6 protein-coding genes and 1 pseudogene are annotated in these 15,928 nt (G+C 47.6%); all 7 read left to right on the top strand.

What is annotated here, in order from left to right; translation table 11 throughout:
- Nucleotides 1–106: 106 nt before the first annotated feature.
- Nucleotides 107–3,851 (top strand): annotated as a pseudogene (locus tag GWP43_RS00855) (toxin TcdB middle/N-terminal domain-containing protein); the annotation flags it as partial.
- 521 nt (nt 3,852–4,372) lie between these two features.
- Nucleotides 4,373–4,828 carry a hypothetical protein gene (locus GWP43_RS00870; protein ID WP_162662055.1) on the top strand — a complete coding sequence of 152 codons (456 nt, stop codon included), beginning with the start codon at nt 4,373–4,375 and terminating at the stop codon, nt 4,826–4,828.
- Between the two features lie 99 nt (nt 4,829–4,927).
- A complete protein-coding gene (locus GWP43_RS00875; protein WP_162662056.1) occupies nt 4,928–5,419 on the top strand; it encodes a hypothetical protein in 492 nt (163 codons plus the stop codon).
- Between the two features lie 251 nt (nt 5,420–5,670).
- On the top strand, nt 5,671–6,198 hold the full coding sequence (locus GWP43_RS00880; protein ID WP_203232429.1) for a hypothetical protein: 528 nt from the start codon (nt 5,671–5,673) through the stop codon (nt 6,196–6,198).
- A gap of 15 nt (nt 6,199–6,213) precedes the next feature.
- Nucleotides 6,214–7,467: a SpvB/TcaC N-terminal domain-containing protein gene (locus GWP43_RS00885; RefSeq protein WP_230977842.1), complete on the top strand. Its 1,254-nt coding sequence runs from the start codon at nt 6,214–6,216 to the stop codon at nt 7,465–7,467.
- A gap of 19 nt (nt 7,468–7,486) precedes the next feature.
- Complete coding sequence (locus tag GWP43_RS14350; protein ID WP_230977844.1) at nt 7,487–7,969, top strand: hypothetical protein; 483 nt, start codon at nt 7,487–7,489, stop codon at nt 7,967–7,969.
- Nucleotides 7,929–15,926: a toxin TcdB middle/N-terminal domain-containing protein gene (locus GWP43_RS00890; RefSeq protein WP_162662057.1), complete on the top strand. Its 7,998-nt coding sequence runs from the start codon at nt 7,929–7,931 to the stop codon at nt 15,924–15,926. The genes GWP43_RS14350 and GWP43_RS00890 overlap by 41 nt, the downstream gene beginning before the upstream one ends.
- Nucleotides 15,927–15,928 lie beyond the last annotated feature (2 nt).

Genomic DNA, 15,928 nt, shown 5'->3' on the forward strand with positions numbered 1-15,928 from the left:
AGTGCCGTACCGACCGGGTGGCATGAATAAAAGTTTTGGAACAGCGGAAATAGAAAAGTTGTTACAGATACCGAAAGCACTGGAGTTTAACACGAGCCGGAGCGTGGGCGTGTCCGGAAGTCTTTCAGGACAGGTGGGGTTTCCGGTATGGGCAGGGATTAATATCATTTGTAACTTTTCAGGTGGAGCGAGCGGAACCTATAGCGAAAGTGAGGTGAGCTTACGCCTCTTTGACGTAGACGGAGACGGCCTCGCCGACCGAGTGTTCAACATCGGAGGGGCGAATAAGCTTTATGTACAGCGGAACAAGTTAGGGAAAGTAGGACTATTAAAAACGATACACCTACCGACCGGTGGCAGCTATGAGATAGAGTACCAAAGAGTAGGGAACACACGGGAGCTGCCGCAGAGTAAGTATGTGTTAAGCAGTGTAACGATGAACTCAGGGCTACAGAGTAAGAGCGGCAACATACAATCGTACCGCACAACCTATAGCTACAAAGACGGCTACTATGACCGCAAAGCAAAAGAGTTCTATGGGTTTAAGACAGTACGTGCGGTAACGGGAACGGGAAAGACGACCGAAACAGAATACTACATCGATGCCTATTACCGCAAAGGGATGGTTAAAAAAGAGACGGTCAGCGCTCAAGGAACCGTTTATTCGATAAAAGAGTATGAAACGGATGAAGTCCCTCACGCACGGGTAAAGCGAGAGTGGAACACCATACGGGAAGGATACCGGTCGATACAAACGGAAAGCGATTATCGCTATGATCGGTACGGCAATGTTACGAGCTTAGAAGATAAGGGAGACGTGAGTAATCCCAACGACGATATTATTGCCCGCATACGCTATTGGGACAGCGGCGATGAGCGGCGCTACTTTAAAGCACACCCGGAGCGCATCGAAGTGTTGGATGGTAAGAGCGGCAGGCTGTTGAGGAAGCGAGAAGGACGCTACGATAGCCAAACGGGCGCGATAACGGAAGTAAAACAATACACGGGCAATAACACACTCCTTACCTATACGATAGAGTGGGATGAAAGCGGAAATATCAAAACGCTCACGAGCCCCACCGGAAAGAAGGTGCGCTACCGATACCAAGACGGGATATATGTCACCAAAATAACGGAAGAAGGAAGCAAAGGTGGGACGCCATACGAAAGCACGCTCCTTTGGGATAGCGCCTTAGGGGTAAAACTTGAAGAAACCGATAGCGCGGGTAACACCATGAAGTATCGGTACGACGGCTTCGGGCGGGTCATTGAAGTGCGAAGCCCGTATGATGATCCGGCAAAAGTGCCCTACGCAAAGTACGAATACCATACCCCTTCATCTTCTTTCTGGTACACGGTAACGGCAAATAAGCTTACCACCGAAGCGGCCGACACGGCCGTGATGAAAACGATAGTCATGCATGACGGCTTAGGCCGCGCCCTCTACACGGCGAAAGAAGGAGAAGTCTACCGAGAAGGAACCGCCGGAGAAACAAATGTCGGCTGGAATATTTCGGGAGCGACACACTACGATGAGGCGGGAAGAAAGATAAAAGAAGGAATGCCCTTCTTCTACGCAGGCGATTTACCGGCTGAGCTTGCAAGTAAAGCTTCTTACGCAAGCGTCGAGCAGTTCTATGAAACAAACGATTTTACAGCGCTGCGAAACGAAACCGCGTACACCTACGACGGCATCGACAGGGTAATCAATACATTGTTACCCGACGGAAGCGAGCAAAAAAATGAGTACGCGATAGAAGACGGTTTACAGATAACAATCGCAACCGACCCGCTTGAGAATAAGAGCGTTACAAAGAAAGACGCGCGCGGAAACATCACGGAAGTAGAACGAAGAGACAAGGCAGATAACATCCTCACCAAAGGCCGCTATGAATATTCGGTATTGGGAGAGATGCTTCGCGCATACGACGCCAATGAAAATATTGTCTCGGTAACATACGACCTGCTCGGCCGAAGAGTAGCCCTAGAAAGTAAAGACACCGGCCGTAAGGAGTGGCGGTACGACCGTAAAGGCCTTCTTGAAGCGGAGACGGATTCTGTGCTGCGTGCAAAGATGAGCGAGATACAGTACCACTACGACGGTTTTGACCGGCTCGTAAAGATAGACTACCCGTTTAGCGAAGATGTTGAATACACCTACGGAGTGCCCGGCCAAGTTGGTGCAGGCGAGATAGTCCATAAAAAAGATGAGAGCGGAGAGATACGCTACAAGTACGGGAAGTTAAGCGAAGTCGTAGAAGAGACACGAACGATTAAGCGCTATGAGGTACTCAGTAAGCCGGAAACGGCGACCTTCACCTATTGCTCGGACTACCTCGGCCGTATGCAGACCATGCACTACCCCGACGGGGAAACTATTACCTACACCTACGACAAAGGCGGACAGCTGAAAGGAGTGAGCGGTGTCAAGAACACGATAAAAGGCTCTGAAACCTACAGTTACATCGACACGATTGTCTATGACGAGCACGGCCAGAGAGTCTACATCAAGTACGGCAATGGAGTTGAGACCCGCTACCGCTACGACGATAAACGCCGGTGGTTAAAAGACATTGAGACGAGAAATAAACAAACCGATGAAATCTTCCAAAAGATAAGCTATCGCTTTGATAAGGTCGGAAACGTCTTAGGCTATGCGAATGACGCGAGCGTGTACGAGACGAGCCAGAGTTACACCTACGACAACCTCTACCAGCTTATCGGGGTAGAGGGCACGAGCAACCAGTACAAGGCGATAAAGAGCTTTGGAAGTACGCCGGTCAATGTTGCAAAATATAAGCAAGACTTCGCCTTTGACGGCATCGGGAACATGACAAAGAAGATGAGTACCACGAACCTCCCCGGCGCCCGCGGCAACGCCCGCCTACCCGAAAGCCGAGCTTGACTACGACCTCACCTACGAATACGACCCGGCCTACGCACACCGTTTAATTCATGCAGGAAACCGCTACTACCGCTATGACGCGAACGGTAACATTACGGCAGAAAAAGACGGGCCGTTTACCGAGGACGAGGAGTTTGTCTTTACCTACAGCTATGACCCTGACACCGACGTCTACGGCACTGACTACGGCTTCGGCCTTGACGCCCCGAAAGAGACGGAAGAGAGTCATCCGGAGAACCTATTCGCGTACCGGCGTAACTACACGTGGAACGAGAAGAACTTACTCACTAAATCGAGCGACCGCAGCTACACCGTACACTACCGCTACGGTGAGGATGGACAAAGAGCGCTCAAGTATACGGAAGAAGGACGTTCTGAAACGCTCTACTTCAACAACTTCTACACGATACACATCCCCGTGCAGGATAAGAATAACCCGCAAGGCTTGCGAGTGCATAAGCACATCTTTGTGGGTAACAGCCGTCTTGTTACGGCAATGACCCATACCGATAACAACGGAGACAATGCAGAACAACGCGAGAAGCGCTACTACTACCACTCAGACCACTTAGGCAGCGCGCAATTCGTAACCGACTGGAGAGGGAAGCAGTATGAGCATATCGAGTACACGCCATACGGAGAACTGTGGATAGAGGAAGTAGCCGCAGGCTTAGACAAGCTGCCCTTCCGGTTCACAGGAAAGGAGATGGACGAAGAGACGGGCTTGTACTACTACGGTGCGCGCTACCTTGACCCGAAGTACAGTAGGTGGTTGAGTGGAGACCCTGCATTAAGCGATTACATACCCAAAGCCCCGATAGACGACGAGGCGAAGAAGCACAACGAGAACTTACCCGGCATGGGTGGGGTATACAACATAGTCAATATGCACCTGTACCACTACGCGGGGAATAATCCGGTGAAGTATACTGACCCGGATGGGAGAGCGCTAGAGACTCCGTGGGATATTGCAAATGGAGTCTTGGGTTCAATATCTGGATATATAGAACTGAGTGAAAGACAGTACGGGAAAGCTGCTCTTAGTTTCTTTGGCGCAATCCTTGATTTTACAGCAGCATGTGCACCTTGCATACCTGGCGGTGTTAGTATAGGGATAAAAGTATTCCAACATGGTAATACTGCGTATGGGGCAATATCAAATATAGCAGAGGGCGTAATGGAAGATGATAAACTTAAAATTGGAATAGGAATTCTCCAAATGTTCGGTATGGCGTTAGGAGAGGCCGGTAGTCATTATTTTAAATATGCAGAATCTGCATTTGAGCGAGCAAAACTTGTTCCGAGAAGCATGATAGTAGGTTTTATATGCTCAGGAATTAGAGATAAACATATGGGAATTTTTTATAAAGTTATGTCTATGCTTGGCGTAAGTGCGGATGTTGTTAAATCTTCCTACGAGGCCTATCAGTCATGGATGAATAATCACAAAAAAGAGGAGATAGATCAATGAGCTCATATAAATTAAGGATGTTTTTTGAATTTTTGTCATGTATGCCAGGACTTTATTGGATATTATTATGGTTTTTACTGTTGGTATATTGCGGCTTTTCATTATTAGGAAGATTTAATGAAAAGTTAAAATCAATTATATTTGACAGTTTTGATGTTGACACAGGGTTTCATATTTTCAGATATACAATAATACCGATTTTTATTTTTATATTGCTAACAGTGATTTTGCTGATGCGAATAATATCGGGTACTATGGATTATGGATACGGATCGCCTAAACTTTTAATAAAGGTTATTGTGATTGTGATTGTATTTGTTGTTCTTTGCTATATTGCAGAACTTCAACAAAGTAGGTGTAAAGCGGGAAAGATAGATAAAGTATATTATGTAACGGCAATAATTGGAGTTATAGCGCCATTTCTTGTTATACTTCCCCTTCTTTCATGGTAATGCTTTATATGAGCTATTCAAAAGCAGAAGCAGGGACGAACAGACAATTTATGACGTTTTTTTGAAGTAAACCATTTGCAATTTATATGAGGCCATTAAATGGATTTTATAATAAAGAGATTTGATTCGATGTCAGAAATGGTTTCAGTATATTCTGGTAAAAAAGATTCTGAGTATATTGAAATTGATTCTCAAAGTAGTAATACATTTTATGGTGTTGAATTTATGCAAAATAGTTATATTTTTTATTTAAGTTCTGATGGATTATATGATTTACAAGTGTTTTCAATAGATGAAATTGCAGGTGTTTTAATAGATGATTATTTTATTTTTATTAATTTAATAAATCATTCAAAAATAAAGTTTAAATTAAATTCACCGGGAGATACTTTATTGTATAACAGAGAAAATATGTCATTTTTTATAATTTATGAGACAGGCTTTTTGTCATTTAATATAAAAACTGAGACATATAAAGTTAAAGAGGTAGAAGATTTAATTTATGATTGGAAAATCGAGCCGGATACTAAAATTCTTTACAGTTATGAAGGTTCAAAATTCTATGAATTTGATTTTCGTTCTTTCAATTGAGTTCAACGGTTCCGTATTGTCAGACTAAATATTAGCAGATGATAATTAGGAATAGTGAGATTATAAAGAGCTCGTTATAAAACTTTACCCTCACTTCCCACATAACAAGTTACGGCCGTATGTGGGAAGCCATATCAAATCTGTACGTCCTTGTACAGATTTGATATCATGTTTTGCTGATGACAAAACATGATACTGTTTAGAACCACCACCATCCATGGCGGTAGTGAAGGGAAAAATATTTTTTTAAGGTGGAAACAAATTATTTTTATTCACAGCCTAATTATCCTCTCCCCCGGACAGCGATTGAAGCAGAAATCCTTTTTGCCGCGCGTATAATGCAAGTGCGGTTTTTGAAGCGACCGAGCGGAAAAACACTGCTTAAAAAAAGCAGCAGCGGCAAAAAGATTGGAGCGGAAAGCGCGGTGCTGCATTTTGTTTTCTTTATTGTAATAGTAAACAAAATGCAGCAGTCCGCCAAAAAAGCAAGAAACAAAAACAACAAAAGCTCTTTACCGGAGGTTTTTCCGCTTACGGCAGGGATTGCCGGAAGCGGAAAAACGATGCCTTTTGAAAAGAGACATGCCGGATGCGAGGAGCGAGAAAAAATTAACCGCAGGCGTATCTATGATACGTTGAGGATTAATTTTTTTGAAGCGACGAAGCAGACGGCGTGTATATTTTCAAAAGGGGGAGAAGCGGGAATGATAGCAGTAATATCAGCGAAGGACAAATTTCCGAGCGAGTGCGTGTGGATAGAGTACGAAGCGGTAAGGTAAGGGGAGAAGGTGAAGATGATGAAGGGAATAAAAGAAGCAGTGGCAGGGATAGTGAAGAAAGCAGTATTTACGGTCTACCTTTTTACGGTGATAGCGCCCGGCGGTGTGTATGGACAAGGGCGGAGAGAAGGGGCGCGCGGCGTGGAGAGAGAAGCGAGTGCGGTTGTGGCGCAAAAGGTTATCGGGAAAGAAGGAGGAGTGTTAGAGGCGGAAGGAGTACGCTTTAGTATCCCTGAAGGAGCGGTGGAAGCGGAAACAAAGATAACGATTAGCCGGCTGTATGAAGTAGCAGAGGGAGGAGAAGTAAAGAACGTCACGGCAGGGTTTGGCGGGTACCGGTTTTTACCTAAGGGGATGAAGTTTAAGAGGGCGTGCGAGCTTTCGCTTGAGTACGATGAGCGGATAGAAGGAGAAGATGCGCAAGGGATCTATACGTACTATTACGAAGAGAACGAGAAGCGATGGGTTGCGTTAGAGCGGAAGGGAGTAGATGAAGAAGGGAAGCGGATTGAATCGTATACGGATCATTTTACGGATATGATTAACGGGACGTTGAGCTTACCGGAGAGCCCCGAGCCGGTGCGGGTGAACTTAAACAGCATCAAGGAGCTAAAAGCGGCGGATGCGGCAGGGGGGATAGAGGGGATAGAAGGACTGAAAGGAGGAAGTGAAGGAAGCGCGGCATTTGGGATAAAGCTCAAAGTACCGGAAGGAGTGAAAGGGATGGCGCCTGCTCTCTCGGTGAGCTATGCGAGCGGGAGCGGCTGGGGGCTTATAGGGAAGGGATGGAGTTTAGGAGGAATAGAAAGCATCAGTATAGACACACGGTTCGGCCTACCTGAGTATAACGGGAAGGATACGTACATAGTGGAAGGCAGCCGTGTGAGGTATGAAGGGAATGAATGGGTAAAGGAAAGAGAGAGGGGGTATGAGCGGATAGCAAACGGCTGGGTCGAAGGGAGAGGAGTAAGTGAAAATTATTTTGAAGTAACGGGGAAAGACGGACGGGTAAAGATATACGGGAAAGAAAGGTGGAGCGGCAAAGGAGCAGGTGCAAAATATATTTATTATTTGGATAGGGAGAGCGATAGCTTCGGAAACGAGGTACAGTATGTGTACAAGAAGGAAACCGGAGCAGAGGGTGAAGAGGTACTTCTTGAACAGGTTATCTACGGGAAAGAGAGAGATCGAAAGGTAACGATAGCGTATGAAGGAAGAGGAGATACGCGGATAGACGGACGGGGAAAGTACGTGCGGGAAAGAGAGTAAGCGGATAGCGAGCATAGAGATGAGCGTCGGCGGGCGGATAGTGAGGAGATACGGCTTTGAATATAGAGAAGATAAGGAAGTAGGAAATGAGGCGGGTGAAAATGAGATGGGAGAGAGCCTTCTTAAAAAGATAGAAGTGAAAGGGGAAGGAGAAGCGGAAGGGTATGCGTACAGGTTTGAGTATGAGCAGGCGGAGAAGGATAAGAGCGGGAAACTTTGTGTCTTCGGAGAGACGGAAGGCTGGGAGAGAAGCGGAAGCATTGCGGAAAGCGTGCACATAAGCGGAGGGGGAAGCGGCAGCGGAGGAGCGGGAGTAAACTTTGCAAACAGCATCTCGATATCAGGCGGGATAACGGCGTCAGCGGGAAGCGGAAGGGGACACAGTAAGCGGAATTTTGTAGATGTGACTGGAGACGGGATAGCGGACATTGTGGAGTGGAAGAAAGGGGAAATAAGGATATATGAAGGGAAAAAAGCGGAGCGACGGAAAGATAGGATATGAGCGTGCTGAGTACTTTGATGGGAAGGCATTAAAGGGGCTTTATTTAAGTGAGAATGAGGATTGGAACTGGAGCGTTGGAGGGAAGTTAGACATCAGCGGGCCTCAGGTTGGGGCTGGGATGGGACTGACGAAACAGTGGAGCCGCGGAGAGAGTAGCAGTGAATTTACGGATGTAAACCGAGACGGGTATGTGGATTTTGTGTCGAAGGGAAGATACTACGAAAACGACCGGGGAAGAGGCTTTAAAGCGGGGATTGCGTTAAGCGGAGCGGAAAAAACAGAGATAGGGGTTAGTAAGGAAGAGAAGGAGGAAGCGGAAAAGGGGCACTATTTTCAAGAAGGAGTGCAAGCGTGGCGAAGTGCGGTAAGCGGGGAGATCGAGATAGCGGTAGAGATAAAAGAGATCGGAAGCGGGAAGCTCGGCGTATGGAAGGGAGTGAATAAGGGCGGAGTATTGGTTGGGGAATGCACGGAAAAGAAGGGATATCGTTTTACGCAGGCAGTGAAAAGAGGGGAGTATATCTATTTTGCGACGGAGACGGATAACAAGGCAGAAATTGGAGAGAGCATAAGAGCAGGGATACGGATACGGTACCGGAAGATCCAACGAGATGAGCTATTGGGAGCGCATATTGCATATGAGCTGCCTGAAAGGATGAATGAAAGCCCTGATGAAGTTTTGCAGCATTTTTACCAGAGAAAAAGCGAACATGATGAAGATGGGAGCCGTGAGTATTGGCAGCTGAAAGATTCTCAGTACGCTCAGCATCTGAGTGAGCAGACGATAGAGAAGATACTGGAAAAAGGGTATTACGGGTATGCCGGAGATGAGGTCGCAAAGGAGCGGTTTGAAGTATTTTACGGCAGGATTGGAAGCGAGAGTGAACAGGCGGCACTGAAGGAGCGCGTACAATACGATGCGGGCTTTGAGCAGTATGTGTGGAATGGAAGGGGAAGCGGCGGAGGGCCTTACAGCGATATCATCAATAAAATGAGCCAAGAGCAACGGAAAGAAATGGCAGGGTATAAGAGCGGCGACGGAAGCGTAAGGTACCCGCTGTATGACGGGGATGGAAAAGCATACTACCGAGATAGGCTTACGTTAAAAGTGAACAGCGAGCGGGAAAAGGGCGAGCGCGGCTACGAGGATGAAAAGGGAGTAGAAGTAGGGCTCATCAACGGAAAGGCGTACCGGTTTGAGAAAGAGGGAGAGGAGCTTGTTTTGTATGAGCAGGGAAGAAGAAAAGAAGGGGCAGTGGTAACAAAAGAGGGGAAGAATGTAAAGGCAATAGTAGAGGGGCGGAGTAAGAAGGGGTATGAATTTTCGATTGAGCTTACCGGGCGGAAAGTAGGGAAGGTTATCAGTGAGAATGAGTATGAAAAGGGGATGGCAGAGATAGTCGAAAAGGGAATCGAATACCGCATCAGCCGCGTAGAAAGGATAAGCGAAAAGGTATACGAGAAGATAAAAGACAAGAGGATACAGAAAGGTAGCGAGACGATAGCAATAGGGACACTGTATGAAAAGTCGGGGAACGAGTGGCATTTGAAAGAGGGCGCCGCAGAAGAGGATAAAAAAGAGATAGTAAAAGCGTTGAAAGAAGCGCGGAGAAAAGGGAAAGTCATTATCGAAGAGCTGCCGGAAGGAGAGAAGCGGATACGGGAGATTGGAATATTCACTGCGGAAGAGAGGAAAGAAGTCGGTGAAGAATATTTTGAAGCGATAGGGGATGAGTATCAAATAAAGAGCGGGATAAGCGGAGAAGGGTTACAGCAGTTCGAGAAGAAGCTGAAGCGGTATGAAAGTAAGACGTATAATTTTCCATACTTTACGCATGATAAAGTAAGAGGCGAATACCGGACGACGAGGGAGCACCTTGCAAAAGAAGAAGTGCTGAAGTTTTTAGCGTATGTCGGAAGCTATTATTACGAAAGGGTCGGGGTGTGTATCGTGTACCCGCGTGAGAGCCTTTATGAGGTGCAAGGCGGACAGATAGAAGTGGTGAAGATACAAGGTGGGAAGGTTGTCACGACATGGGAAGGGATACAAGAGTACCGAGGGAATGAGAACTATTGGATTGGAAAGTATGAAGGGAAAGAAGGGATAGCCGGGTTCGGCCGGTATGAGCAGATGTACGGCGGGGCAAACCGGTGGTACTACGGACTTTATTCGAGGTGGGGTCAGCAGCGCTTCAGTGTGGAAGCCCTGTTTGCACCGAATGAATATGAGGATGAGTATGGAGGAAAAAATGAGAAGGAAGGAGCAAAAAAAGTTGATAAGGAACGGCAGAAATTAAAAAATCAAAGTGAGGCAGGCGCGCCGAGCGGGGAAGAAGCGAAAGATAAAGTAAGGGAGGAGATACAAAAGCGTACGCTCGGCGGATATAGCGCGGTACAGCGGTATGGCACGTATGCGGAAGAAAACCTTAAACAGGAATCGCCTCCGGAAACGCCGAAGCAGGATGAGGGAAGCGGATTTTTCTTTAAAGAGAAAAGCCTTATCGGAGCGATTGCGAATACGAGTGAAAACGGCTTTGACGCAGACGGCGAGATGGCAAGTGTTATGCATTACTATGCGGCGTATATTGATGATGAGGTATTACACTCAAGCCGGATCACCGGCGGGGCGTACGGGAAGTTACCGTGGGTGAAAGGAGGCAAAGGCTTTGTGCTTTCTGCGAATGAAAGTAAAAGTTATGACTTCAATGTCGGCTCACATGCGGCAAGCGTCAATACGAGCGTAGGGGTTAACACGGGAGAAAGTAAGCAGATACAAGGTTATCAGGACATAGACGGGGATGGGTACCCTGACCTCTTAAAAACAAGTTCAGAAGGCTTGAGCGTACAGTACGGCAGCGGAGAAGGAGTCTTTAGCCGACCGGGATACCTCGGAGGAGGAGGCTTAAGCACGAACAGCAATAACTCGACGGTGCACGGAGCAGGATTGGGACTGTCGGGAGCGGTACAGACGATACGAACGGTGATCGGCAGCATAAAGAGTCAGTCATTAGCGCCTGCAGGATCGAGCCCCGGGGGAATGAGCCCGAGTGTGGGGGTAAATTTTTCAGACGGCAGACAGTATCAGAGAAGCGGGTTAGTAGACATCAACGGAGACGGCTTACCCGATTACCAACAGGCAGGCGTGGCGAAGCTGAATATCGGAGATGGGTTTACAGCGGCAGGAGCGTGGTGGGGAGAGAATATTTCAAGCGGAAGCGTTAAAAGCGGAGGCGGGAACTTCGGCTTAGGGTTGAATATCGGCGCCGCGCTTGTTTACGGGGGAGGAAACATCGGCGTTAACGTGAACATCTCTCAGACAGCCACCGATACCCTTATCGCCGACATCAACGGAGACGGGCTTCCCGACCTATTAACGGTAAAGGGTGGTAACTATACCGTCAAAGTGAACCGCGGGGCCGGATTCGAGACAGAAGAAAAGACCATTGCGATACGCACCCTCGAAAGTGGGGAGTATGAAGATTATTATAGCAAGTCGCTGAGCCGGCTCGTTGGAACATCGGAGAAGATCCAAGTACCCTATCGGCCGGGCAGTATGAATAAAGGGCTCGATACAAAAAAAATAAACGAGCTATTAAAGACGCCTGAGGCGCTGGAGTTTAACACGAGCCGGAGCGTGGGAGTGTCGGGAAGTCTTTCAGGACAGGTAGGGTTTCCGGTATGGGCAGGGATTAATATCATCTGTAACTTTTCAGGAGGAGCGAGCGGCACCTATAGTGAAAGCGAGGTAAGCTTACGCCTCTTTGACGTAGACGGAGATGGCCTCGCTGACCGCGTCTTCAACATCGGCGGCGCTGATAAGCTGTACGTACAGCGAAACAAGTTAGGGAAAGTAGGCTTATTAAAAACGATAAAGCTACCGACCGGCGGCAGCTATGAGATAGAGTACCAAAGAGTCGGGAACACACGGGAGCTGCCGCAGAGTAAGTATGTGTTAAGCAGTGTAACAATGAACTCAGGGCTGCAGAGTAAGAGTGGAAACATACAAAGCTATAAAACGGAATACACGTACAAAGACGGCTACTATGACCGCAAAGCAAAAGAGTTCTACGGGTTTAAGACAGTAAAGGCGGTAACGGGAACAGGAAAGACGACCGAAACAGAATACTACATCGATGCCTATTACCGCAAAGGGATGGTAAAAAAAGAGACGGTAAGCCATAACGGTGCCGTTTATTCAATAAAAGAGTATGAAACGGATGAAGTCCCTCATGCACGGGTAAAGCGAGAGTGGAACACGATACGGGAAGGATACCGGTCGATACAAACGGAAAGCGAGTATCGCTATGATCGGTACGGCAATGTTACGAGCTTAGAAGATAAGGGAGACGTGAGTAATCCCAACGACGATATTATTGCCCGCATACGCTATTGGGATAGCGGCGATGAGCGGCGCTACTTTAAAGCGCACCCGGAGCGCATCGAAGTGTTGGACGGTAAGAGCGGCAGGCTGTTGCGGAAGCGAGAAGGACGCTATGATAGCCAAACGGGCGCGATAACGGAAGTAAAGCAGTACACCTCAAGCGGCACAAACTTAACCTACACGATAGACTGGGATGAAAGCGGGAACATCAAAACGCTCACGGGCCCAACCGGCAAGAAGGTGAGTTACCGCTACCAAGACGGGATATATGTCACCAAAATAACGGAAGAAGGAAGTAAAGGCGGAGCGCCGTACGAGAGCACACTCCTGTGGGATAGCGCCTTAGGAGTGAAACTGGAAGAAACCGACAGCGCGGGTAACACCATGAAGTACCGCTACGACGGATTCGGACGTGTTATTGAAGTACAAAGCCCCTATGATGATACGGCAGGCACTCCCTACGCAAAGTACGAATACCATACCCCTTCATCTTCTTTCTGGTACACGGTAACGGCAAATAAGCTTACCACCGAAGCGGCCGACACGGCCATTATGAAAACGATAGTCATGCACGACGGCTTAGGCCGCGCCCTCTACACCGCAAAAGAAGGGGAAGTGTACCGAGAAGGAACCGCCGGAGAAACGAATGTCGGCTGGAATATATCAGGGGCGACACACTACGATGAGGCAGGAAGAAAGATAAAAGAAGGAATGCCCTTCTTCTACGGCGGCGATTTACCGGCTGAGCTTGCAAGTAAAGCTTCTTACGCAAGCGTCGAGCAGTTCTATGAAACAAACGACTTTACAGCGCTGCGAAATGAAACCGCGTACACCTACGACGGCATTGACCGCGTAATTAAGACGGTACTGCCCGACGGAAGCGAGCAGAAAAATGAGTACGCGATAGAAGATAATCTACAGATAACAATAGCAACCGACCCGTTAGAGAATAAGAGCGTTACAAAGAAAGACGCGCGCGGAAACATCCGGGAAGTCGAACGCCTCGATAAAAACGACACACGCTTAACCAAAGGCAGATATGAATATTCGGTATTGGGTGAAATGCTGCGCGCATACGACGCAAACGAAAACATTGTCTCGGTAACATACGACCTACTCGGACGGCGTATAGCCTTAGAAAGCAAAGACACCGGAAGGAAAGAATGGCGCTATGATAGCAAAGGGCTTCTTGAAGCGGAATCGGATTCACTGCTGCGTAGTAAATTAAGCGAGATACAGTACCACTACGACGGCTTTGACCGGCTCGTAAAAATAGACTACCCGTTTAGCACCGATGTTGAATACACCTACGGAGTACCCGGCCAAGCCGGAGCCGGAGAGATAGTCCATAAGAAGGATGAATCAGGCGACATACACTACGAGTATGGTAAATTAAGCGAGGTCGTAAAAGAGACGCGGACGATTAAGCGTTACGAGGCCTTAAGCGAACCCGAAACGGCAACCTTTACCTACCGCTCGGACTACTTAGGCCGTATGCAGACCATGAAGTACCCTGACGGGGAGACCATTACCTACACCTACGATAAGGGCGGACAGCTCAAGGGGGTGAGCGGCGTAAAGAACACGATAAAGGGCAGTGAAAACTACAGTTACATCGACACGATTGTCTATGACGAACACGGACAACGTGTGTACATCAAGTACGGTAACGGTGTAGAGACCCGCTACCGCTACGACGATAAACGCCGGTGGTTAAAAGACATTGAAACCAAAAATAGACAGACTGACGAAACCTTCCAAAAGATAAGCTACCGCTTTGATAAAGTCGGCAATGTCTTAGGTTACAGTAACGACGCAAGTGTGTACGAGACGAGCCAGAGCTACACCTACGATAGTTTATACCAGCTTATCGGCGTAGAGGGCACGAGTAATCAGTACAAGGCGATAAAGAGCTTTGGAAGTACGCCGGTACATGTTGCGAAGTACAAGCAAGACTTTGCCTTTGACGGCATCGGAAACATGACACGAAAGGCCAGCACCACGAACCTCCCCGGCGCCCGCGGTAACGCCTACCCGAAAGCAGAGCTTGACTACAGTCTTGATTACGAATACGACCCGGCCTACGCACACCGCTTAATTCATGCCGGAAACCGCTACTACCGCTATGACGCGAACGGTAACATCGCGGCAGAAAAAGACAGCCCGTTTACGGATGATGAAGAGTTTGTCTTTACCTACAACTACGACCCCGACACCGACGTCTACGGCACCGACTACGGCTTCGGCCTTGACGCGCCGAAGGAGACGGAAGAGAGTCATCCTGAGAACCTATTTGCGTACCGCCGTAACTACACGTGGAACGAGAAGAACTTACTTACCAAATCAAGCGACCGCAGCTACACCGTGCACTACCGCTACGGTGAGGACGGCCAGCGTGCCTTAAAGTATACGGAAGAGGGACGTTCTGAAACGCTCTACTTTAATAACTTCTACACGATACACATCCCCGTGCAGGATAAGAACAACCCGCAGGGCTTGAGAGTACACAAACACATCTTTGTGGGGAACTCACGCCTTGTTACTGCGATGACGCATACTGATAATAACGGAGATAACGCCGAGCAGCGCGAGAAGCGGTACTACTACCACTCAGACCACTTAGGCAGCGCCCAATTCGTAACCGATTGGCGAGGGAAGCAGTATGAGCACATCGAGTACACGCCCTACGGAGAACTGTGGATTGAGGAAGTAGCAGCGGGACTGGACAAGCTGCCGTTTAGGTTTACCGGTAAGGAGATGGATGAAGAAACAGGACTCTACTACTACGGTGCGCGCTATCTTGACCCGAAGTATTCGAGATGGCTGAGTGGCGACCCGGCACTGGGTGATTACATACCCAAAGCCCCGACAGACGATGAGGCAAAGAAGTACAACGAGAACTTACCCGGCATGGGTGGGGTGTTTAATGTCGTGAACCTACACCTGTACCATTATGCGGGAAATAACCCTGTGAAGTATACTGACCCGGATGGGAAGTTTATACATATAATAATAGGAGCTGTTGTTGGTGGTAGTCTTGCAGGGGGTGTTTCTGTTGCCACACAGTTCGTAAAGGGAGAAGGAATAGATCTAAAAAAAGTATTATTAGCTGCAGCTGGTGGAGCATTAAGTGGCGGTTTAGCTGCTACAGGAGTTGGATTAGTAGGTCAAGTTTTAGCTAATGGTGCAATATCAGCAACACAAGATATTGTAACTCAATTTGGTTTTGAACATAAAAACTTGTCAAATGCAGACTATCTGGAGCTTGGGTTAGCTTTTATTACAGGATCCGTAGCTGGAAAACTTGGTGGTAAAGGTGCAGATTCTTCGCATATAATGGCAAGTTCGACAAAGCAGCTTTTTCATAGAATTGGGAATGCTATTACTCATAAAACTGGAAAGGATTTAGTATCAGAACTGGGCAAAGCTATTGTATATTATGCAAAGACAAATGGATTAAAATCTATTAGCAAAGATACAGTGTGGAGTATTGTGAAAGGAACAGCACCTTCTGCACTTAACTTAGGCATTGAAATTTATAAAAAAGTAGAAAACATGATGCATGGAGAACAATAAGA

The sequence above is a fragment of the Treponema vincentii genome (genome assembly GCF_010365865.1).
Classification (GTDB): domain Bacteria; phylum Spirochaetota; class Spirochaetia; order Treponematales; family Treponemataceae; genus Treponema.

Coding starts and splice junctions, on each gene's coding strand:
- GWP43_RS14350 (WP_230977844.1), top strand. CDS start 7,487: ATGAGCGTCGGCGGGCGGATAGTGAGGAGATACGGCTTTGAATATAGA.
- GWP43_RS00890 (WP_162662057.1), top strand. CDS start 7,929: ATGAAGGGAAAAAAGCGGAGCGACGGAAAGATAGGATATGAGCGTGCT.
- GWP43_RS00870 (WP_162662055.1), top strand. CDS start 4,373: ATGAGCTCATATAAATTAAGGATGTTTTTTGAATTTTTGTCATGTATG.
- GWP43_RS00885 (WP_230977842.1), top strand. CDS start 6,214: ATGATGAAGGGAATAAAAGAAGCAGTGGCAGGGATAGTGAAGAAAGCA.
- GWP43_RS00875 (WP_162662056.1), top strand. CDS start 4,928: ATGGATTTTATAATAAAGAGATTTGATTCGATGTCAGAAATGGTTTCA.